We start from the raw sequence: 21,864 nt of genomic DNA on the forward strand, positions 1-21,864 counted from the left end.
AAGTGCTTGTAAACGCTCCGAAATACGCGCGTTTGTGGACGGAAACTAGACTAGGTCGTGTGGCCAATTATGTGATCCACAGGACAATGGCTGCGATTGTGATGACGGCGCGATAGTTTCTGGCGGTATCCTCGAAGCGTGTAGCGACCCTTCGGAACTGCTTGAGTTTCGAGAAGCAACATTCGATCAGGTGCCGTTGGGCATAGAGGTGCCTGTCGAGCGGGTCTTTTTTGCGCGCGTGACGGGTTGTTGGGGATCACCGGCCCTTGTCGGCAACGCAGTTTGTCACTGTCATAGGCGGTGTCGGCCATGACGACGTCGGCGGGCAGACCCTCGATCAAGGCCTCCGCCTGCGGCGCGTCCCCTTTCTGGCCCGCCGTCAGCGCGAAGCGCACCGGGCAGCGCGCACGGCCATGTGGATCTTGGTGCTTAGGCACTGCGAGAGCGGCCAAGGGCCTGATCTTGAGCCCGCTCATATGATGAGTTGAAGGTTAAGAGGATGGTGGCACCATTAGGCCTTTCCTGTCGTCGACGGTATCCAGCTGCGCCCATTCCCAGTACTGGCAGGCCATGCCTCACCGGTACCACCTTATATCCGGTCGAGCAGGGTCTCGAAGGCCCTTCGGTATTCCTGCCGCGGAAACAGCTTGTCGCGATAGACAAGCTGAAGGAGCGCCATCGGCTTTTTGCGCAGCGAATGGATGACATGCCGATAATCGACCACCTGGTCGTGCTTGCCGCTAGCATGCGCACGCCCTCTTTGCAGAGTCATCAGATGCGTGCCGCCGATAAAGAGGTCAAGACGCTCGTCGTAAAGGCGCACGCGCAGCCGGTGCCCGATGAGCCGTGATGGCACGGTGTAAAAGACCTTGCGCAAGGTGAAGCCGCCGCTGCGCGAGACCCGCACGACAACCTCCTCAAAGTCGCTGGTGCGTGCTCCGGGTTGCGGCTGCAGCGCCGCCCGCTCGGCGTCGATGCGCTTGCCGTAGCGGGCATTACGCCGGCTGACGATCTCATCGATGAAGCCGCGATAGGCATTGAGATCGTCGAAGTCAAGGGTGCCGCGCAGCAACAGGGCATCGCGGATCGCATTCTTGAGGTGGCCATGCGGGCTCTCAATCGCACCGTTCTCGTGGGCAATGCCCTTGTTGTTGCGGGTCGGCGTCATCCGGTAGTGCGCACAAAGCTCTGCGTAGCGCCGCGTCTGGTCCTCCTTGGCATCGGCATCGAGATTGCGGAAGGCTGCCGACAGGCTGTCGCTGCGATGGTAAAGCGGCGCGCCGCCGAGGAACCAGAGAGCGTTCTGCAGCCCTTCGGCCAGCGCCACGAAGCTTTCGCCACCGAGGACGACGTGGGCGTGTTCGAAGCCGGAATAGGCGAGCCGGAAGTGATAAAGCAGGTGATCGAGCGGCTGGCCTGCGATCGTGATCCCCAGTTCGTTCATGTTGGTGAAGTCGGAAAGCCCCAGTCGGCCGGGCTCATGAACCTGGCGAAAGATGACTTCCTGCTCGTCGCCATTGATGGCCCGCCAGGCACGGATCCGCCGTTCCATTGTCCGGCGAACGCCTTCGCTGAGGTCGGGATGGCGGCGCAACATCTCCTCGAAGACGGCGACCGGACGAATGCCAGGTGCCGCCGTCAGCAGCGGCACGACCTCGGCATCGAAGATGTCGGCGAGTGGGTCGGGACGCCGACGGCCGCGCGGCTTCTTCACTTGTGATGGCAGTTGCGCGTTCTTCTCGATGCGATAGGCCGTTGCTCTGCTGAGCGACGCCTTCGCGGCGGCGACCTCAACCCTGTGCTCTTGTCGTAACTTCATGAAAAGCCTCATCTGATGATCGGTTATGTGACGACCTGGCACAAAGGGGTTCCCCGTTCTTCGAAGAACCCAACGTACCGGTCGAACCGCAATCACCAGATGAATCGGCGCGCCAGCAGCGGTAGAACTCCGTTCGGGCTACGCCCTCTCTGCGTTCCACCGCTGCTGCGAGTCTCATCTTGATTGACGCTTCGTCCGTATTGCCGCACGTAATGATGCTCCCCGAGATTCGCACGTTGCCTCATTCATTTTGTTCCCGCGTTGGGGCGAAGGAGGCCGGGCGCGGAGATGGTAGGGGTTTCGCAGCGCCTGGCCTCCTTCGCGAGCGCCACGGCGTCGCCTCAGTGTGGCCTTGCGATCTGCTGGGCCGGCAGCTCCTTGTTCAAGGTGCCAAACAGCAACGCATCCGCCTGTTCGCTGCGCCAGACCTTCAGCCGGCGCTGAAGTGTTCGAAGCAGTTTGTCGGGGTAATCGCCGGGATACTCGGCCTGCAGTCGCGACAGAAGTTCACTGCCGGTTCGCCATGGTTCGGCTTCGAACCAACTTCGCAAGTCGGCAGTCGCCTTAACGAGAGGGTCAGGACGCCGCCGTCCTCTCTTGGCTTTCACAATCGGGCGATCCGTCGGCCGGGTAGCTCCGTCCTTCCAGGCCGTCCGCAAACTCGCCAGGAAAAGGTCGATCGGCTGAGTTATCCCGTCAGAGCGCATGGCGGGCGGAGTGTCGGCAAGCGCAGCAAGTCGCTCCTGCAGGGCACGAATATCGCGCAATAGCAGGACAGGATCGAGCCGGGCGTAGATTTCCTGCAGACAGCAGCGGACTGCATCTGACGTGCGAGCGTCGGCAACCAGACGCTGATGCGGCGTGGCTGGCGGACTATACGTCTTGCGCACACGAGCGCCGTCGCGCTGCTTCGAGATTAACTTGAACGATGGTTGAAAGAAGTTCACGAACAGCCGCGCTGATCGGTAGAGCTTCGCTAGCAACGCGGCGGCCTCCAGCCCCTCGAACCGACGATATCCGACCATCCTGCGCACCACGGCGCCATTCTTCTGCTCGACAAAGGCCTGGTCGTTCTTGCGGTAGGGGCGGCAGCGCGTGAAGACGATGTTGGCGGCGTCACAGTAGGCCTTCAGCGTCTCGTTCATGAAGACCGTGTCGTTGTCCGTATCCAGGCCGAGAAGCGCGAAGGGCAGTTGCTTGCGCAATTCTGTGAGGACACTGCTCAACAGCGTCTGTTCGCGAACCAGCAGCGGCGCACATTCCGTCCAGCCAGTCGCGATGTCGGTGAGCACAAGGGTTTGGATGAAGCTGCCGCGAGCCGAAGGGCCGCAATGGGCGACGAGATCCGCCTCAACGAAGCCTGGCGCCGGATCGTCCCAATCCGCCGACGTCCTAATGGGAATGCTCCGTCGCAGGGCGTGCGCCGCGGGCCGGCGTCGAGAACGTCCCAAGCCCTCTCGGACAGGGCCCAGCGTCCTGTCGATCGTAGCCGCGCTCATCGCCAGCAATTTGCCGCGGATCTCAGGCGCGAGGTTAAAATGACCGTGCCGTTCCATCGCCTCGACAAGGACGGGCAGCAACGCCTTCAGCCGCTTCCCGCAGACCCGATCAGACGCCTCCCACAGCAATATGAGCGCATTGCGTTCCGCTTCATCATAAACCCGCGGCCGCGCTCGCCGACCTGTAGGCGCTCTCTCGTGACACCGCAGCAGCCGCATCGCGTGTTTTCGGTGAAAGCCCGTGACGACGACGAACTCATCCAGAATTCTCGCCTTCTCCGCTCGCGTCGAAACACGATAACGCTCCGAAACTGCCGCCGTCAGTTCTTTCCTCGTCGCCATGCTCAGCTGTCCCATAGTCGCCCCTGGTCATCCCCTCGGTAGGGAGCAAATTATGTGAGGCAACGGTTGAATATTCAGGAACAGTTTGGACGAGGCAATGCGCGTCTCATCTTGGTTGATGAGGTGGAACGACCCGCTACCACAGCATCAACGTGCTAACGTGGTCGTTGTTTTGAACGCCACAAAGTAGGAGCCGTTCCGTGAAGCAAGTTATCACTATCGGGTTGGATTTGGCCAAGCAGATTTTTCAGGCTCATGGCGCCGACGCTGAGGGCTCTCCACTCTTCACCCGAAGGCTGCGCCGCGCCGAGGTGCTGCGTTTCTTTGAGAAGCAGCCCCCATGTTTGGTTGGTATCGAAGCCTGCAGCGGTTCGCACTACTGGGCGCGGGAGATCGGCGCACTCGGCCACGAGGTACGTTTGATTCCGCCGGCCTATGTCAAACCGTTCGTCAAACGGGGGAAGACGGATGCAGCCGACGCTGAGGCGATTAGTGAGGCAGTGACGCGCAAGACGATGCGCTTCGTTCCGGTGAAATCCCCCGAACAGCAGGCGGCGGCGATGGTCTTGAAGACACGCGCCCTTCTGGTTCGTCAGCAAACTCAGACGATCAACGCGCTACGTGCTCACCTGTCCGAACTGGGAATCATTGCCGGCATCGGCACGGCGAAAATTGCAAGCCTGATCGCGATCGTGCGTGATGAAACCGATGCGCGTCTCCCGAACGCGGCCCGCTTCGCTTTGACGGCAATTGCGGATCAAATCGACGCGCTGGCGCTGCAGATCAACAAACTCGAGCGAGAGCTTGTCGCCGAAGTGAAGCATGACGAAGACATGCGGCGGCTGGCCACAATCCCTGGCGTCGGAGCCATTACGTCGGCCTCCATCAAGGCGCTTGTCCCAGACCCGGGTGGGTTCAAATCCGGGCGCCATTTCGCCGCATGGCTGGGATTAACGCCGAGATCCCATTCGAGCGGAGGCAAGGAGCGATTGGGCAAAATATCGAAGATGGGCAATCCCGAGCTTCGCACTCTGCTCGTCGCCGGTGCAACCTCGGTCCTGCGACATGCAAGAGGCAACCACAAAGCCCCACGGTGGCTAGTCGCACTGTTAGCGCGACGGCCTTTCAAGGTCGTTGCGATCGCGCTCGCCAACAAAATGGCGCGGATCATCTGGGCGCTCCTGACCAAGGGCGGAACATATCGCGGTCTCGAGAGCAGTGCGGCCAGCTCATAAGCTGACAACGAACATCACGAACTGCGCGGCACGGTAGCCGCCAGTGGCAAGGTGCACAAACAAGCGATGATTCCACAACGGGACGAAATCCCGAGGCGAGAGAGGCCAGCGCGACATTGCGCTTCGAGCGCGTTTGGTTGATCAGTCACTCGTTTCGCGGACTTCATCGAGGCCAGCGGTCCACAGAACCGCGCTGATAGGCCGGACATATGACCGCACCGTTCCCGCGGGATGAATCGCTGAAAAATGCCCTTGCCAAGCGGGTCGTTCCACATATGTCGCGCTGCAGAGCCTGCCCTCGCGCGCCTCTGCCTTCTCGCGCAAGAGGTTCAAGCATGCCAGCAAAGCAGGCAAGTCACCGCCGGGTACCGAATGACGCGACATCTTCTCGCTGCCAGGCGATAGCGACCTCACCAGCCAGATCGACTTCGACAGTTCCAATGAAACGAAAACTGCGCCAAGATCAACCCGGATAGCGGCAGGTGGCGCAGCTGGTTCTGCTGTCATGGCAAGTCCCTTCAGAGTGGTTGGTAGCAAACCGACTCTGATCTCTCACAGGCCGCTGCCCACCGCTCACCATGGAATCTTTTCCGCTCGCCTGTTAATGGGCGCGAACGATGGTGGAGTCGACGATCAAGATACTCAAAATCCGGATTGTCCGACATGGCTTCGAAGATGCGCCACCAGACGCCCTTACGGCTCCAACGGCTGAAGCGACGGCAGACGCAGAGCCAAAACCGGAGCGGAATGACCCAGGGGATACAGGCCCCTGTCGCACTGACCTGGGCCGGTGCGGCAAGGCTGTCGGGACCAATGGGCGCGGCGGCGTGCACTCATGACGTGTCGGGCCATGGTCGCGTCGGCGGCAGTCTGGCGGTGACGCGCAGGATGCCGCCGCAGCAGGGGCAGACGGTCGGATGGAAGGGGACGCGCCGACAAGCTTCGGCCCGCGGCGTCGCGGCGGGGCATCGGCCAGCAGTCGCCTGATGACGGCGAGGCGGGCGCGGCGGATGCCGTTGGCGAGGAAGCCGTAATGGCGGATGCGGTGGAAACCGTCGGGCAGGCAGTGGAGCAGGAAATGCCAGACATGGCTGGTCAGCGTCATGGAGCGTCGGGCATTGCTGTGGCGGTAGTCGCGCCAGCGGAAGGTCACGCTGGCGGCGTCGGCGCTGACAAGGCGCCTGTTGGCGATGGCGACGCGATGGGTGTAGCGGCCGAGATAGGCGGGCCCCGTTCGGGCGATCCGAACGGCGGCTTGGCATAGACGACCCAACGCTGCTTGCGCAGCGGACGCAGCGCCCGAGCCAGGGCGTTGCCGTCGCCAAACGGTTCAAGGGCGCCGAAGAAGCGCAGGCCTCCGGCCGCCTGCGCCGCCAGCAAGCGCTCGAGGAACAGGCGGCGGAACAGCCGGGAGAGCACCCGGACGGGCAGGAAGAAACGGCGGCGACAGGCGATCCAGCGTCCGCCGTCGGCAGCCAGCACGCCGCCGGGGACAAGGCAGTGGAGATGCGGGTGATGGGTCAGCGTCTCCCCCAAGTGTGGAGGATCGCCAGGAAGCCGAGTTCGCCGCCGAGGTGCTTGATCGGCGGCAATGGCCTTGAGCGTCTCGGCGGCCGCCTCGAACAGGATCGTATAGAGCTGCCGCTTGTTCTGATGGGCGATCGCGGCGATCTCGGCCGGCACGGTGAAGACGACATGGAAGTACGGCACCGGCAACAGATCGGCCTCACGGTCGGCGAGCCAGCGATCGCGCGCGGCAGCCTGGCGTTTGGGGCAGTGGCGGTTGCGACAGGATTATAGGCGACGCGGCTCAAGGCGCAATCGTCGCAGGTCTCGACATGGCCGCCGAGCGTCGCCGTCCGGCACAGCGCGATCGCCGCCATGACGCGGCGCTCCCAGTGGCAAAGCTGTGCCGCAGCGTGTGCACGCTGACCCGCTTGGTCAATCCCGCCGCCTTGGTCGCCGACCGGCAGGCGGCATACAGCACCTGCACATCCGTTGGCTTCTCGCCCCGTCCGGGAAACAGCCAGTTCCTCGGGCGCACCAGCCGCCATTAGGTGCGCAGGATGGCAAGCAGCTGCGGCAACAGCATCACCGTGCGATCCTTGGCGCCCTTGCCGGGACGGACCTGAACACCATGCGCTGGCTGTCGATGTCGGCGACCTTCAGGCTCACCGTCTCCGAGGCACGCAGTCCCGCGGCATAGGCGGTCGTCAGCGCCGTTACGCGCCTTCAAGGACGGCACCGCCTCGAGAAACCGCACGACCTCGTCGGCGCTCAAGATCGCCGGCAGGTGCGCGGTGTGGGCGCATAGGCAATCCGCTCGGGGATCTCGGCCCGGTCCAGCGTCATGCCGTAAAAGAACCGCAGCGCGCAAACCGTCTGGTTGAGCGCCGGCCAGGAGATGCCCTGCGACACCAGGTACAGCTGGAAAGCGCGCACATCCTCCAGCCCCAGCCGATCCGGCGAGCGGCCGAAATAACGGCTGAACTTTGTCACGGCATGCAGGCGTGGCCGGCGACAGGTTGCGGAGCGTCATGTCGTCGATCATGCGGCGGCGCAGCGGGCTCACCGCTGCCGGAGCGTCGGTCATCGGTCGGTCTCCTGGTCAGGGGTTGGTTCTCAACACCCCAACATCCTACAAGGAGACCGCGCCTTCAAACCCCGCCTCTCCCGCGTCAGCGGGTTAGTTCAATCCTAAATGTCGATTGGACCTCGTCCATTCCTTCCACGAGGAGAGCGAGTTGGGCTGCGACATCTGCAGAACACCATCGACTTTCGGCGGCCAGACGAACTTGCCATGCTCCAATCGCTTGGCAAAAAGGCACATCCCGGTTCCGTCTGTCGGGCGAAATGAAAAACTGACCCCCCCTATTGCCTCACCCAGGAATGTTACTGAAGTTGGGGGCATTGAGATGGCCCGTATCTCCTCCCGCCGCGGCGGGAGGAGATACGGGCGCGCGCTTCATCCAGTTGCCATCGAGTATGATCTGCCCGGCTATTTCCGTGCGCCAAGCCTTGACGGCCATTTGCACCGTCCGCAGCGCTTTCTTGGTGAAGCGTGACGGATCGGCGCTCACAAGGCGCTGGAGCACCGCGGCTGCCGAGAGCGCCGGATCTGCCTCAAGCCACGCTCGAATCTGGGGCTCGAATGGCTCCAGCATGCTCGGCCTTTTCGGGTAAGGCTTGGTCCGCCGATAGGGCCGCCGATGTGTCGGCCGTTTCTCTCCAGCCTGCCAGGCTGTCTCCAAGCTCACGGTGAATCGCTGCAGATCGATGGCGAGCGGTTCTTCGGTCCCGGCATTCAAGCCACGGCGATCGACCCGCTTTCCGAGCTCCCCCTGTGCGGCACGAATTCCGGCAAACAGCATCACCGGATCTTCCCTTTCCAACATCGCCTGCAGCCGCTCCTTATCGGCCTCGGCCACACCGGAATGGGCAACCACCCGCGCGATAGGCGGCACAGGCGGATGGTAGCGTTTGACGACGCGGGCGCCGATCCGTGTCTTCTCTCGCAGCTTGAACGAAGGCTGGAACAGATTGCCGTACAGACGCACCACGTCGTAGAGACGCCCAAGGACAACCGTCGCCTCCGCGCCGACGAGCCTTCCGTAACCGACCAGCCGTCGCACGATCGCGCCGTTCTTCTGCTCGACCCAAGCCTGATCGTTCTTTCGATACGCTCGCGAACGGGTCACCTCCAATCCCTGACTTCGGCACCAGCAGACCACACGTTCGTTCATGAAGGCGCTATCGTTGTCGAAGTCCACGCCCTGCAGCGGGAATGGAAACAGCGAGCGGGCCTGATTGAGGGCAGCGATAACGAGACCGCTTTCGCGCGTGCGGACTGGCACGCACTCGGTCCAGCCCGTAGCGATATCGGTTAGCACCATCGTCTGCACGAAACTACCGGACGAAGAGGTCCCCGAATGAGCCACGAAGTCGACCTCGACATAACCGGGCAGCGGATCGTTCCAGTCCCCGAAGGTGCGCACCGGGACCGACCGGCGTACCGCGGAACTCATTCCAGCGCGCCGACGCCGGCCACCGCGCGCCACCACACGTACCTCTGACAGCAACCGATCCATCGTCGCCGCACTGACGGTCAGTAGCTTATCGCGAAGCTCGGTACTCAGCTCGAGCCGGCCATGACGCTCAAGGGCTGGCAGTAAAATCGGAATCAGCGGCTTCAGGCGTTTCGAGCAAAGACGATCGGACGCTTCCCATAGAGCCACCAGCGCTTCCCGAACCTCGGGACCATACTGGACAGCATATTGCCGAGCGCAAGGCGGCTCGGACCCACGATGGCGGAGCACTCGGATCGCATGCTTGCGGTGATATCCGGTAACTGCGACGAACTCATCTAAGATCCTTTGCTTGTCCGCCCGACAGCTCGATCGATATCGCTCGACGAGCGCCTCAACCAGTTCCGTCCGTGTCGCCATGCTGATCCGCCGTGCCATCCATCCCCCGAGCCGGGACAGCGAACCATGACCATCCCATCGGGAGCATCAACACTATCGGTAACGTTTTGCTTGAGGCAATGCGGGGTCAATTCTTCGATTCGCTTGACACCGTCCCAATGGCTTTCAAATAGCCGCCTCTTTCCCCAGAAAGAGGATTGCCCGATTGCCGATTGACCGGAAGCGCCGTCATCGCTTCCGGGTTATGTGCCTTCAGGTGAGGGTAGAGATTGCGACATCAGCCACTTGGTATTACTCAGAGTAGAAAAGAGGATCCCTGCTGGACCCCTGCATTAGCGAGACACTGTGCGTGCAGTCGCTCCTATTGGTGTAGCTCTCGCTGCTTCTAGCAATCTCTTCGCGGTTTTTTGCGTAGTAGATCCAATACCATTGCCCGCGGCTGTCTTTCTTCTGCCAGTAGCATGGATATTTTAGGTCAGACATTCGTTTCTCCTGTTGAGATTGGATATGGAAGGCGCAATGGAACGCGGCCGCTTCGCACCCTACCAACCGCTCAGCGAGCTATCCCCTCCAACTCACAGCTGTTTGTTGATAGCTGTGCCTAATGAAGGTTTGGGCTGGCCGGTTTAGTCTCGAAGCTGCGTTGGATGCCATACCTCGGATGCACGAACTCCTCACAATGTCCGTTGCGCGGGATGCGTTATATGGCATTCATTTGATCGGTTCACTGCGGCATGAGGGGATTCCGCGGGGAACCACTGCAATGTTCCTGCTCAGATGCAGGAAATCGGTAGCACTTGATCGTGTTGACGGAGCTCTCCTCCAAGCGGCACAAAGATGACCAGCACATCTCCGGAGAGCTCGCGGGAATTTCCGTTCCAGTGCTTCGCGATTCAAACCGAGTACATTCAAAAAAATGGGTCAAATGGCCCAGACCACCCATAAGCTTCGATGGCGAAGAAGAAGAGAGGCGCCCGGCGAAATCGTCGACATCGAGGCCGTTCCTAATCGCGGCGCGGACGTATTCGCGGCCGTCGGCCAGCGTGAAGCCAAGTTCCTGCACCAGCGGCACCGCCTCGTGCATGTGATAGCCGGAGATCGAGAGCGAATGGACTTCGGCATTTCCTTGGAAGTACATTCAATGATGTCAGCAACGACCCGCAGAGAGGCTTCGGGCGGGTAGATATAGGTGTTGCGGACCATGAACTCCTTGAGGATGTCGTTCTGGATCGTGCCCGAGAGTTCGGCGCGGGAGACGGACATCTCCTGGAGCAGGATCCTGTCGGACAGGATCTTCATGTCCTCGACAGAGTCGATCGCCGCGCCCGCCTTGCCGCAACATCCCCGATGACGCCGGGATGGTCGGAATCGTAGCCGCGATGGGTCGCGATTCGAAGGCATTGGATTCCTCGGCCATCGAGAAGCCGGCATATTGGCGGATGGTCCAGGGCCGGCCGGCATACAGGGTGGCGCGGGGGCCGCGGGTGAAGGGCAGCGAGCCGAGATGGGCCAGGTTGGCCGTATCCTCTTCCGTATAAAGCGGGCTTGACAGCGATGCCCGCGCGGATATGCCAAGTCAGCGTTTTCGGGGAAGCTTTCAGCTCGCGCTCGGCGAGTTTTTGCCAGTCGGCGAGGGTTTTCCTATCACCCATATTCGAACTCTATGGTGACCTCTGAAACGACGTCGCTATAATCTACGGAGTTCATGAGCAACCTACGTCCCTGTATCGAGGCCGCCATTCGAGCCGTTCGCCTGATTCAGCGCAGGTTGCATGCTCGGCTATGTCGAGAGAAATTCCCGTCATGATCTTCATGGCCTCACAAGCGATCGAAAGCAGGGCATGCTCGTCAGGACCATGTTGGCCGCTCTCAGCATACGAGTGAGGAATCCAGATGGTGGGCAAACCAAGTACATCGGCAAAGAGGTCGTTCGGCAGCGAGCCTCCCAAATTTGGCAACACGTGCGGCCTCTTGTCGACAGTCTTCTCGATTGAATTACAAACGAACCGCACCCACGGATGACTTGGGGAAAGCCGTGTCGCCTTGAATGCTTCGTCGATCTGCGACACCTCAATCATTTCGAAGTCATGGGCGTCGAGATGACGCCTTAGAGCCGGCAAGATGTCTTGCATGTCGGTACCGACTACGAAACGCAGTTGTCCAACAGCCCGCGCAACTCCGGAAATGGCCGATTGAGGAGCGCCGATTGACCCCGAGGACATCGCAAGCACCGAAAACGAATTCCAGCCGAAAACTCGCTCTGATGGCGTAAGAGATGGCTCCCCCCAATGGGGATCATTCAATGGCGGTGGGAGATCGGCAAGTGCCGTCCGGATATCTTCGGTTAAACTGTTTGGCAGCCACTCGGGAATACGAATGCGCCCCCGCGCATTAGTAATGCTCGCGATCGCATGGGCAAGAATGATGGCCGGATCCGCCAGCAGACCTCCAAAATTGCCCGAATGATAATCTCGATCCCGCAGCGGTACGACCATTTCGAATTCGAGCGTGCCTCTGGAGCCTAAGAAGACGGTTGGGGTGCCTGGCGAAAGACGTGGCCCGTCGGAACCGATGAAGACATCGGCACCAAGCTTGTCGCGGTTTGCCATGACAAACTCACGCAGGCCAAAAGACCCCTTTTCTTCTCCCATTTCCAGAAGGAACTTAACATTGAAGCCAAGCTTGCCATTTGCTCGAAGTAAAAGCCCCAAAGCTACAATATTTATCAAGTGCTGAATTTTATTATCGGCTGTTCCCCGGCCGTAAAGCCTATCGCCTTCCTCGACTAGCTCGAAAGGATGTAGGCCGTCGCGCCAGCGATGCTCTTCGCCGTTACAAACATCCCCGTGCCCATACATAAGGACGGTCGGCAAGGCTTCGTCTTCTACATGGCTTCCCAGAAGAAACGGCGCTCCCCCCGGGAGCGGATTTTTGTAAATGTCCGTGACAAAACCGTAATGCTCGAACAAAGGCCCGATATCGTTTCTGAGGTAAGCTTCCAGACTCTCTGGCAAGCCCTCGCTCTGACTAACAGAGGGACACGCTACCAATTTTGCAAGATCACGTATCAGAGCACCGCTCTCGGCATAGTCGGCCGCGCGCTTGAGAGAGATTTCACGGGACATCACCACACCCTGGCTGCGCGGTTGAAACGGCCGCATACGGACATACGCACGCGAGAAGGCATGGCTTAGACAGCCTGCATCTCTGAACCATTTTCCACGAAAAGATTTCGATATGTATCTCGCAAGACGTTCTTCTGAACTTTCCCCATGGCGTTGCGAGGAAGAAGGTCAAGAAAAATAACGCGCTTGGGCTGCTTGAACCGGGCCAGCCTTCGCTCGATGCCGGTGGCAATCGCCGCCGCATCGACCTTGGCGCCGGGCTCTCTCACCACGACCGCGGTTACAGCTTCACCGAGGTCGCGATGCGGGATACCAATCACAGCGCTTTCAACAATGCCTTCGATCGCGTTGAGTTCGTTCTCGACTTCACTGGGATAGACATTGTAGCCACCGGAAATTATGAGATCTTTGTTTCGTCCAATGATGGCCAGGCGGCCGTCGGGCTCCATGATGCCGATATCACCTGTGATGAAATAGCCGTCATCGCGGAACTCTTCTTTTGTCTTTTCCGGCAAGTTCCAATAGCCTTTAAAGACGTTGGGTCCTTTCACTTCAATCATCCCAGGCTCACCCGCCGCAAGCTGCGCGCCCGTAGTTGGATCGGTGACACGCACCGACACACCGGGAAGCGCATATCCGACTGAGCCGGGTACACGCGCGCCATCATAGGGGTTGGATGTGATCATATTCGTTTCGGTCATACCATACCTCTCGAGGATCGCCTGTCCGGTGCGCTCAAAAAAACTGCTATGGGTGTCTGCAAGTAGAGGCGCGGAGCCGGAGATAAAGACGCGAATGTGCCGGGTGGACTCCGCCGTCAGTCGGGCATCTTGCAGAAGGCGCGTGTAGAACGTTGGAACCCCCATCATGATTGTTGCCCGAGGCAGAACGGCAAAAATCCGATCGACGTCAAATTTGCTGAGAAGGTCCATCCTCGACCCCGAAAGGAGCGTCAGGTTCGCTGCCACAAACAAGCCATGCGCGTGGAACAGCGGCAGCGCATGAATCAACCTATCAGCACTGCTGAAATGCCATCGCTCTTGCAATGCAAGCACATTGGAAAGAAGATTGTCATGACTCAGCATAGCGCCCTTCGATCGCCCTGTGGTTCCCGACGTGTACAAGATTGCGGCGAGATCATCAGGATTGCGACGAGCGTCGACGAAAGCTCCAGGCTGATCACCGGTGAATTCAAGCAGTGTTCCTTCGCCATTCGCGCCCAGCGTCTCCAGGCGAGCCCCCGCTTGGAAGACACAGTTTTTAAGGTGTTCCGCGGCGTCAGGCGAGGTTATAACAAGTTTCGGCGCTGCGTCAGAGATGAAATACTCAAGTTCGACGGCCGTGTAGGCAGTGTTCAACGGTAAATAGATTGCACCTGCTCTGACGCAAGCGAGATAGAGCATGAGCGCCTCGGCGCTCTTCGGAACTTGGACGACCACGCGATCGCCCGGATCCACACCGCAAACAACGATCGCGTTGGCAATACGTGCAGAACACTCCAACATGTCCCTGTAGGTCCACGTCGTCCCATCATCAGTTTCGATGAACACTGCGTCTGGTGATTTGATGGAGTTGCAAATTGAATCAAAGAGATGATTGGCCATTTGATTTGATTTCCCTCAAAATGCCCGCCGAATATTTGGATCTACGGGCTTAGAGACTTGCGATGCATAATGCATAGTGGGCCGTCTTCTTCGAAGACGCGTTCGGGTGGTCCGAAGGTAATGAGGGGTTTTTGAATCGGTGAGCACAAAGATGTCCTCGCCCACCGAAACTGGAACTTCGAAAGGGATCGAAGCCTCAGGTACCTTAGAGCAACCAGCGGACGAATACCCTTGAGTATTCGGGGGCAGAATTCATTTTGCCAGCCAGCATGCCGACGTATGCTGCGGTCCCACTTCGATTGCCGGTGGTTCTTCGACCCGACAGCGCTCGAAGGCAAGCGGGCAACGAGGATGAAAACGACAGCCCGATGGAACGCGCGCGGCGCTGGGCACCTCCCCTTTCAGAGGGATGCCGCCGCGATCCGCCTCATGGTGCAGTTTGGGTGTCGCGTCTCGTAGCGCGACGGTGTAGGGGTGGCTGGCGTTTAAGGTGATATCGTCGGCGCTGCCCATTTCTACCACCTTACCCAGATACATGACCGCAATCCGATCTGCGATCAACCACGCGATCGGCAGGTCGTGCGTGATGAACAGAAGCGCCAAGTTGTATTTCTCACGTAGATCGATCAGTGCCTGCAGAATCTGGGCGCGAATGGACACATCGAGCATCGACACGGGCTCGTCGGCTACGATAAGTTCCGGCCGTGCTACGAGTGCGCCTGCGACGACTACCCGCTGGCGCTGGCCTCCAGACAGTTCGTGCGGAAATCGCGCAAAGAACTCCTCTGGGGGTTTCAACCCAGCCGCGGAGAGGGCCTCGCTAACACGTGCAGTAAGCTGGTCGTGATTTTCGACTAGACCCAGCGACCGCAACGGCTCCGCGACGGCGTCGAAGACGGTATGGCGCGGATTGAGGGCTTGATAAGCGTCTTGGAAGATCATTTGCACGCGGTGTCTGTACGGACGCAAGCTCGAGAATCCATGCGCCATGGTCATATCGGTACCATCGAACAGCAACCTGCCGCCGGTGGGCTGAACCAGTTTGGTAATGATGCGGCCAACTGTCGTTTTGCCGCTACCCGATTCCCCAACAAGAGCAACGATCTCACCGCGAGCGACATTGAGGTCGATTCCGTCGACAGCTCGAATGACCCCTTTAGGCCGTCCCAAGATGCTGTCAACGACGCCGCTTTGCATGGGAAAGCGGACTTGCAGGTTCTCTAGGCGCAGGAGCGCGGCGTTATCAGGCATTTGCGGACACCTTATCGGCTGCAGCAAGTGAATCGTGGAGATGACAGGCCACTCGACCCTTCCCGTACTCTCTGAGGTGAGGAGCTTCGGTTGTGCAGATCTCCATTGCAGATGGGCACCGGGCGTGGAAGGCGCAGCCTGAGGGCCGCTTTAGCAATGTAGGAGGGTCACCAGGGATCGGCCGAAGCATCCGTTTCCCCTCCGTCGGCGTCGGGATCGACTCTATCAAGAGCCGCGTATAAGGATGCTTCGGCTCCGCGAAAATTTCTGCAACAGACCCGTCCTCAACAATACGGCCAGAGTACATGATCATTACGCGATCGCACGATTCCGCGACCACAGATAAATCGTGGGTGATCAAAATGAGCGCTAGGTTGAACTGCTTACGCAAATCGACCAAAAGCTTGAGGACCTGCGCTTGGTTAATTACGTCGAGGGCGGTGGTCGGCTCATCGCCGATTACAATCGAGGGCCGGCAAGCCAGCGCCATTGCAATCATCACCCTTTGGCGCATACCACCGGACAGTTGGTGAGGGTATGCGGAGCCACGGTCGGCAGGTATACCGACGAGTGCCAGTAACTCATTAGCCCTCGCCATTGCCTCGCGACGCGACATACCATGCAACATGCAAGGCTCGGCGATCTGATGTACGATGCGATGGACGGGATTAAGCGCATTCATGGCTCCCTGGAAAATGACGGACGTCTCACTCCAGCGATGTGGTCGCATCAACGTATCGTCATCGATCGGCAATGGCCTGCCGCGATAGCGTACCTCGCCGCCGACGACCCGTGCATTGGGTGACAGCAAGCCCGCGATCGCCATTGCGGTTGTGGTTTTCCCACTGCCCGATTCCCCCACAAGGGCAACAGCTTCTCCGGCTCGGAGTTCAAAGCTCACGTCGTTGATCGCTCGCAGCGAAACTGCTTTCGTCGCATAGTCGACAGCAAGTCCATCAACCGTCAGAAGCGCTGGGGCTGTATTTTGGCACTGATTGTTCATGGAATAACCCTTCGGCGGGGATTGAAGGTGTCGTCTAGCGCATTACCAATTAGTACGAAGGCAAGAGACACCGCCAACACGCATACGCCCGGCGCCCCCAGGTACCACCAGGCACCAACGCTGGCTGCACCAGAGCGCTGAGCAAGGGAGAGCAACGTCCCCCATGAAGGTTGCAACGGGTCGCCAAGACCGAGGAACGAGAGCGAGGTCTCAATGTAAATCGCGTTAGCGACGACCAGCGCCCCGTTGGCCGCGACCTGTGGCACTAAATTGGGCAGGATGTGACGCAGCATGATACTGGTATTACTACTGCCTGCGACCCGCGCCCGATCAACAAAGGTACGCTCCTTTAGAGACAACGTCTGACTGCGAATTACGCGTGCCACGAAGGCCCAACTCGTCAAGCCAATGACGACAATGATCACAAAGAGGGAAGGGCGAAAGCCGAGGATTTCTCCGCCGCTTCCCATAACTTCGAGAGCCACCGGTGTAATGACCAGCGCGAGGACAAACGTCGGCACGACGAAGAAGAAATCGGTCACGCGCATCAAGCAGACATCTGCGAAGCCGCCGAAGTATCCGGCCGTAATGCCCACTGTCGTTCCGACGATGAGGCTTATTACTGTTGCCAGGAGAGCAATCGTAAGAGATATCTTAGCACCATGGACGACTAGATTGAGCACGTCTCGCCCCACCTCGTCCGTCCCAAGGTAGTGCAGCTCTGATGGCGCGGCGAGAAAATCGCCGGTTGCAGTGATCGCAGTCTCAAGCGGTCCCACCAAAGTATGCGGCATGGCCGCTACGGCGAGAAAGAACAGCAAACAAACCATGCCAAGTTGAGCGCCGCCATGACCAATGAAATGCTGTAGGAAGCCTTTGATTGCCCGCGCTCTAATACGCGAGCGAGATAGAACACCGCTTTTGCTCATTGTTTCACTCGCGGATCAAGAACGCCGTAAATGAGATCGGCCATTAGATTTGCGATAACGATCGAGACGCCGAGCAATAGGAAGATGCCTTGGAGGACGGGATAGTCCCGCGCGTTAAGCGCCTCTACCGTTAGGCCGCCTATACCTGGCCAGGCGAACACGGCTTCCACCGTGATGGCGCCCGCTACCACGTAACCCAGATTAAGGCTGACCAAAGTCACCACAGGCAGCATCGCATTGCGAAAGGCATGACCCATTAGCATTTGACGGTTGGTCAGTCCCTTGGCCCGTGCTGTCACCATGTAGTCCTCAGTGACGACGTCACTCATTGCTGCACGGGCCACGACCACGTACTGGCCGATCAACCCAAGGGCTACAGCGAGAACCGGAAGCGCGAGATGCCACAGGTAATCGAGCAACCAAGCAAAGGAGCCAATGACAACACCGGGTGAAGATGCACCATAGCCTGGTAGCCATCCCAGTGCGGTGCTAAAAACCACCACCAAAAGCATGCCCAGCCAGAACGATGGTGTCGAATATAGCGCGAGAGAAACTCCCGTGGTCACATGGTCGACCGCTCCTCCTCTGCGCCAACCGGCATATACCCCAAGCATAACCCCGTATAAAATTGCTATCACTTGGGCGAGACCGACCAGAGCGATCGTAGCAGGCAATCGTTCCAAGATTAGATCCGCGACATGCCTGCCCCTGAATTTGAAGCTGAACCCAAAATCGCCGTGAAGAGTTGCCGATAAGTAGTCGATTACTTGATTCGGGAATAGCGGTTTGTCCAAGCCCCACGTTTGGCGTTGAGCCTCGATCTGCTCCGCAGTGACGCTGATGCGAGCCCCTCCAAGCAGAAGCGATGCAGGGTCACCTGGAATAACCCTAAATAGAACGAAATTTAGCGTTGCTACCATAAGAAGCGTCATAACCGCTCTGACTAGTATGCCACCGATGCGCCGGCTCATAGGAACTCTCCGTCTTGGGACCGCCTCAGATCGGCCTCAGACGATCGAAAGGAAAGTAACCCTCCATTGACATGATACCCTTCTCCCCCCACCCTTCGAAGCAATCCTTGCGTCGTGCCTCAAGCACGAAGGGGTAGCAGAGCATGATGTAGGGCGCTTCCATGTAAATAATGCGCGACGCTTGATCTAACAGATCCCGAATTTTGTTGACGTCAATCGTCACGTCTATCTCTGACAAAATCTTGTCAAACTTGTCCTTGGTCCACTGGGACTTGTTGGTTGTGCCGACTAACTTGCCACTTCCCAAGCTAAGAAGGTCATGAGGAGAGCCACTCAACCAATTGGCGCGAACGAGAAGGTCCCAGCCTCCTCCGCCGTTCGCTGGCGCTGCCGTTCGGGCGCTCAGCGCGCCGGAATCGAGTTGCGTTACCGAAACAGGGATGCCAATTTGACCCAACCAGCCAGCGACAAGTTGCACGACGGCAATTGGTATTTCTAGGGTGCCCGATGTGGTTCCGGTAATCAGTTCGAGCTGGAAGCTATTACCCTCTTTGTCCTCTCTGATTCCATCGCCGTTTGTGTCCCTATAGCCTGCTGCATCGAGTCGTCGGCCTGCCTCGGCAAGATCAAAGTGACGCCTGATGTCGCTCAAGTCGGAGTAGTAATTCGTAGCCATCGGCACGACTAGTCCTACGCCCGGATCGGCGTGTCCGCGCATAGCTCGATCAACAATAGCTTTTTGATCGATTGCATAGCCGATCGCATCGCGAAACGCTGGGTCCTGCAGAGCTTTGGTGCTACCCTCGCCTTTCCCCGAGACCGTATTAAAGGCAAGATAATTCCACTGAGGAGTGAGGGACTCGCCGACGACAAACGCAGGATCGGTTGATAGGTCGGTCCACTGGGCGGCTGTTAGACTGACACCATAATCTAGATCGCCACTCTTTAGACCTTGCGCAATTGGGTCCGCTGTATCGAAAAAGCGGAAGACCATTCCGGCCGTTTTCGGCTTTCCAGTCCGGAAGTGGGAGTTCGGTGTAAGGCGAGCAAACTGCCCTTGCTGAAACTCAGAAATAATCATTGGCCCCGTACCGACAAGGGGGGCTTCATTGCGGAAGGTGTTGCGCGCTTCGGCGTGGCTAACATCCTTCCAGACGTGTTCCGGTACAATTAAGTTGAAGTTGTTAATGGGCCAAAGTGAAGGTAGCTTGGTAACGATCTGCAATGTCTCGTCATCCACGACCTTTATGGATTCGATTACATCCATGCCATCGGTATTGTTGTAGCCGACGTTCAGCTCATCAGATTTGCCAATCGAGTCACGAAGAAAATTGTAGGTGAAAGCGGCGTCTCTGGCTGTGGCAGGGTGGCCGTCCGACCATTTCATTCCGGGCCAGATTTTGAATGTCCAAGTAAGGTTATCGTCGGAGACTGACCACTCTTTTGCATAGCCCTTCCGATCAGCATGACGCTGGGGTTCCGGACCGACCAGAGTGTCGTATGTGTAGACGGTCGGCCAAAAGGAACTCCACGTCGCAAAGGGATTCATTGTGTCGGGTGCGGCGATCGCGGCGAGCCGCACAATGTGATCTCCGCATGAGGATGCTAGGGCCTTCGAACTCATAATCCACGGCGCAGCTGAGCCAACCAGTATCGCTTTCAGGGCCGCACGGCGTCCGAGTTGCCACTTATCCATTGCGTATCTCCTCCTCTATTTATTTGGTCGCCGATCTCGCGGAAAGATCGTGAAACGTTCGCGGAGGCCCTCCTCCAGGCCTCGCATGCAAAAATTAGCGGCGCGTGTTGGGCGTTTCGCTCTAAAACATGCTTTGTAGAAGCAGGAATTCTGCGATATTTGGCAACTCGCGCATCCAAACGACCTGAACCGTTTCCTGCGCCAACCGCTATCCGGTCCGTATGAGCAATCGCTGGGAGGCCGTCGACAAGTGTAAGAACGTATGTCCTCGTGGCTGAGGTGGTTCGGCCAGAGTGGTCTTCCAAGGCTTGCTTGGGACGGGCCGCGCCGACCCTCATCACAGGAGGACGAGCCGTAGCAGATTGAATTTCGGCTATAAAGCGGCCCGACCGGTTACGGCCTGCATCGCCTCATCCAATACCTCGCCCATGAATGTATTGTTGTCTCTCCGTTCAAGGAGGCCGGGCGACAGAGTGAGGACGAACCGTCGAGATGCACTGCGCTCGCTCGTGTAGTGAGAGTGGGCGAGCTCACGGCGGGCTGGGTTCCCGACGAAGGTCACGAGGCTGTGCGAGATTTCGTTCGTGCTCGCGTCGGTGTCGAGGCGAATGCGGGTTCACCGGCAACAGGTAAGCGCCTTTATGCTCAAGCATAGTCGCATCTATCTACACTGAATGGGTTGGATGCCCCTCCCACCGGCGTCGCAGTGTGCCAAGATGGTGATGCGTTACGTCACCAACAGAGGAGGAGACATGCATGGAGGAAGTTAGCGTCGTCGGCGTCGACCTTGCAAAGCAGGTTTTCCAGGTTCACGGCGCAGCAGCGGATGGCCGGGTTTTATTTCGTAAGACGCTCTCGCGTCTTCAGGTTCCAAAATTCATGCCGGCACTGTCCCCTTGTAGTCGCGATGGAGGCTTGCGGCACAGCCCATTATTGGGGGCGCGAGTTGGCAAGGCTCGGCCATGACGTTCGGCTGATCCCGCCGGTCTATGTAAAAGCTTTCGTCAAGCGCCAGAAGAGCGATGCTGCCGATGCCGAGGCTGTTGCAGAAGCTGCGATGCGGCCTACCATGCGTGCGGTCGCTGTGAAGACGTCCAATCAGCAAGCTCGCGCGATGCTATTCCGAACTCGCGATCTTGTCGGCCAACGAACGCAGATGGTGAACGCTCTGCGCGGACATCTGCGGAACATGGGCTCATTGTGGGCACAGGACTGGGCGATGTGGAGCGCCTTGCTACCGTAGTCACATCTGACAATCTGCCCGAGCTGGTGCAGAGTATGAGCCGACTTTACCTTAGCCAGGTCCGCTCAATTGAACGAAGAATTGATCAGATCGATTGTCGATCGCCGCAGAAGCGAGGCAAAGCGATGTAGTTCGGCGGCTCCAGAAGGTGCCGGGCATCGGGCCAATCTGCGCCACGGCAATCACGGCCTTCGCGCCGTCGATGGAGGAATTCCGGAGCGGTCGCGATTTTGCTGCCTGGCTGGGTCTTGTTCCCCGACAGCACTCGACAGGAGGCAAACAAAAGCTTGGCCGCACCTCGAAGATGGGCCAACGAGATATCAGAAGGCTTCTGGTCATCGGTGCAATGTCAGTCGTACATTGGAAGGGACGTGGCGGCGGAAAGCAGGGCCCTTGGCTCTCAAACATGTTCGCCCGAAAGCCGCGAATGCTGGTGGCGATCGCGATGGCAAACAAAATGACGCGGGTGGTTTGGGCTATGCTAGCACGCAATCAACACTACAGAGATCCGACTGGAGCGGTCTGCTGACGGCAACTGTTTCATTTGGAGTGCCGGCGATGTGAGGAGGACATGATCCGCATGGGCAGATGATCGAACAGATCGGGGTTGGATAAACCAGTAGTTCTCAGGGAGCCCTCAGCTCGTTGCACTGATATGGAAATTTATCCGCGGTATCACCATACCGGCCCGCGGCATGTCATGGCCGCAATACGAGGTCTGAA

Annotated in this window: 11 protein-coding genes and 10 pseudogenes; 3 read left to right on the forward strand and 18 right to left on the reverse strand. The window is 58.7% G+C overall.

Features of this window, described 5'->3' with window-relative positions; all coding sequences use genetic code 11:
• Positions 1-67 precede the first annotated feature (67 nt).
• The 3 genes and pseudogenes from SS05631_RS28995 to SS05631_RS29005 form a co-directional block, all read right to left on the reverse strand.
• A pseudogene (locus SS05631_RS28995) lies at positions 68-474 on the reverse strand (IS5 family transposase); the annotation flags it as partial.
• Positions 475-610: 136 nt separating this feature from the next.
• A pseudogene (gene istA / locus SS05631_RS29000) lies at positions 611-1,831 on the reverse strand (IS21 family transposase); the annotation flags it as partial.
• A 329-nt stretch (positions 1,832-2,160) separates the two neighbouring features.
• Positions 2,161-3,675, reverse strand: a complete 1,515-nt coding sequence (locus tag SS05631_RS29005) for an ISNCY family transposase (RefSeq protein ID WP_095678139.1) — start codon at positions 3,673-3,675, stop codon at positions 2,161-2,163.
• A 185-nt stretch (positions 3,676-3,860) separates the two neighbouring features.
• Between SS05631_RS29005 and SS05631_RS29010 the strand changes: the two genes are divergently transcribed.
• Complete coding sequence (locus SS05631_RS29010; protein ID WP_095677963.1) at positions 3,861-4,895, forward strand: IS110 family transposase; 1,035 nt, start codon at positions 3,861-3,863, stop codon at positions 4,893-4,895.
• A gap of 339 nt (positions 4,896-5,234) precedes the next feature.
• Here the strand turns inward: SS05631_RS29010 and SS05631_RS31570 are convergent.
• The 15 genes and pseudogenes from SS05631_RS31570 to SS05631_RS29080 all read right to left on the reverse strand — a co-directional run.
• Positions 5,235-5,402 (reverse strand): annotated as a pseudogene (locus SS05631_RS31570) (IS110 family transposase); the annotation flags it as partial.
• Between the two features lie 97 nt (positions 5,403-5,499).
• Positions 5,500-5,620, reverse strand: a pseudogene (locus SS05631_RS31220) (IS5/IS1182 family transposase); the annotation flags it as partial.
• A gap of 245 nt (positions 5,621-5,865) precedes the next feature.
• Positions 5,866-6,868: pseudogene (locus tag SS05631_RS29020) on the reverse strand (IS91 family transposase); the annotation flags it as partial.
• A pseudogene (locus tag SS05631_RS32330) lies at positions 6,793-7,488 on the reverse strand (tyrosine-type recombinase/integrase); the annotation flags it as partial. The pseudogenes SS05631_RS32330 and SS05631_RS29020, both read right to left, overlap by 76 nt.
• Before the next feature lie 159 nt (positions 7,489-7,647).
• Positions 7,648-7,737: pseudogene (tnpB, locus tag SS05631_RS32335) on the reverse strand (IS66 family insertion sequence element accessory protein TnpB); the annotation flags it as partial.
• A gap of 37 nt (positions 7,738-7,774) precedes the next feature.
• A complete protein-coding gene (locus tag SS05631_RS29035) occupies positions 7,775-8,920 on the reverse strand; it encodes a DDE-type integrase/transposase/recombinase (RefSeq protein ID WP_348628906.1) in 1,146 nt (381 codons plus the stop codon).
• A 690-nt stretch (positions 8,921-9,610) separates the two neighbouring features.
• Positions 9,611-9,802, reverse strand: a complete 192-nt coding sequence (locus SS05631_RS29040; protein ID WP_037427068.1) for a DUF1508 domain-containing protein — start codon at positions 9,800-9,802, stop codon at positions 9,611-9,613.
• Positions 9,803-10,283: 481 nt separating this feature from the next.
• Positions 10,284-10,971: pseudogene (locus tag SS05631_RS29045) on the reverse strand (methylmalonyl-CoA mutase family protein); the annotation flags it as partial.
• Positions 10,972-11,022: 51 nt separating this feature from the next.
• Positions 11,023-12,444, reverse strand: a complete 1,422-nt coding sequence (locus SS05631_RS29050) for a M20 family metallopeptidase (RefSeq protein WP_172900210.1) — start codon at positions 12,442-12,444, stop codon at positions 11,023-11,025.
• Between the two features lie 65 nt (positions 12,445-12,509).
• Positions 12,510-14,048, reverse strand: coding sequence for a malonyl-CoA synthase (locus SS05631_RS29055; RefSeq protein WP_037427063.1), 1,539 nt, complete (start codon positions 14,046-14,048; stop codon positions 12,510-12,512).
• Positions 14,049-14,300: 252 nt separating this feature from the next.
• The gene (locus tag SS05631_RS29060; RefSeq protein WP_037427060.1) at positions 14,301-15,299 is read right to left on the reverse strand and encodes an ABC transporter ATP-binding protein; all 999 of its coding nucleotides are present in this window, start codon (positions 15,297-15,299) and stop codon (positions 14,301-14,303) included.
• Positions 15,292-16,302, reverse strand: a complete 1,011-nt coding sequence (locus SS05631_RS29065) for an ABC transporter ATP-binding protein (RefSeq protein WP_037427057.1) — start codon at positions 16,300-16,302, stop codon at positions 15,292-15,294. Before SS05631_RS29065 ends, SS05631_RS29060 begins: the two co-directional genes overlap by 8 nt.
• Complete coding sequence (locus tag SS05631_RS29070) at positions 16,299-17,231, reverse strand: ABC transporter permease (protein WP_037427054.1); 933 nt, start codon at positions 17,229-17,231, stop codon at positions 16,299-16,301. The genes SS05631_RS29065 and SS05631_RS29070 overlap by 4 nt, the downstream gene beginning before the upstream one ends.
• Positions 17,228-18,202 carry an ABC transporter permease gene (locus SS05631_RS29075; RefSeq protein ID WP_037427052.1) on the reverse strand — a complete coding sequence of 325 codons (975 nt, stop codon included), beginning with the start codon at positions 18,200-18,202 and terminating at the stop codon, positions 17,228-17,230. The genes SS05631_RS29070 and SS05631_RS29075 overlap by 4 nt, the downstream gene beginning before the upstream one ends.
• 25 nt (positions 18,203-18,227) lie before the next feature.
• Positions 18,228-19,898, reverse strand: coding sequence for a peptide ABC transporter substrate-binding protein (locus tag SS05631_RS29080; RefSeq protein ID WP_037427050.1), 1,671 nt, complete (start codon positions 19,896-19,898; stop codon positions 18,228-18,230).
• A gap of 379 nt (positions 19,899-20,277) precedes the next feature.
• On the opposite strand from SS05631_RS29080, the pseudogene SS05631_RS31575 reads away from it, so the two are divergent.
• Positions 20,278-20,563, forward strand: a pseudogene (locus SS05631_RS31575) (IS110 family transposase); the annotation flags it as partial.
• A gap of 91 nt (positions 20,564-20,654) precedes the next feature.
• A pseudogene (locus SS05631_RS29090) lies at positions 20,655-21,670 on the forward strand (IS110 family transposase).
• The last annotated feature ends 194 nt before the right edge of the window (positions 21,671-21,864 follow it).

Source organism: Sinorhizobium sp. CCBAU 05631, assembly GCF_002288505.1.
In the GTDB taxonomy this organism is placed as follows: domain Bacteria; phylum Pseudomonadota; class Alphaproteobacteria; order Rhizobiales; family Rhizobiaceae; genus Sinorhizobium; species Sinorhizobium fredii_C.

Bases quoted from the DNA above. Each gene is read 5' to 3' on its own strand.
- SS05631_RS29005 (WP_095678139.1), bottom strand. From the start codon at position 3,675: ATGGGACAGCTGAGCATGGCGACGAGGAAAGAACTGACGGCGGCAGTT.
- SS05631_RS29035 (WP_348628906.1), bottom strand. From the start codon at position 8,920: ATGAGTTCCGCGGTACGCCGGTCGGTCCCGGTGCGCACCTTCGGGGAC.
- SS05631_RS29040 (WP_037427068.1), bottom strand. From the start codon at position 9,802: ATGTCTGACCTAAAATATCCATGCTACTGGCAGAAGAAAGACAGCCGC.
- SS05631_RS29050 (WP_172900210.1), bottom strand. From the start codon at position 12,444: ATGTCCCGTGAAATCTCTCTCAAGCGCGCGGCCGACTATGCCGAGAGC.
- SS05631_RS29055 (WP_037427063.1), bottom strand. From the start codon at position 14,048: ATGGCCAATCATCTCTTTGATTCAATTTGCAACTCCATCAAATCACCA.
- SS05631_RS29060 (WP_037427060.1), bottom strand. From the start codon at position 15,299: ATGCCTGATAACGCCGCGCTCCTGCGCCTAGAGAACCTGCAAGTCCGC.
- SS05631_RS29065 (WP_037427057.1), bottom strand. From the start codon at position 16,302: ATGAACAATCAGTGCCAAAATACAGCCCCAGCGCTTCTGACGGTTGAT.
- SS05631_RS29070 (WP_037427054.1), bottom strand. From the start codon at position 17,231: ATGAGCAAAAGCGGTGTTCTATCTCGCTCGCGTATTAGAGCGCGGGCA.
- SS05631_RS29075 (WP_037427052.1), bottom strand. From the start codon at position 18,202: ATGAGCCGGCGCATCGGTGGCATACTAGTCAGAGCGGTTATGACGCTT.
- SS05631_RS29080 (WP_037427050.1), bottom strand. From the start codon at position 19,898: ATGGATAAGTGGCAACTCGGACGCCGTGCGGCCCTGAAAGCGATACTG.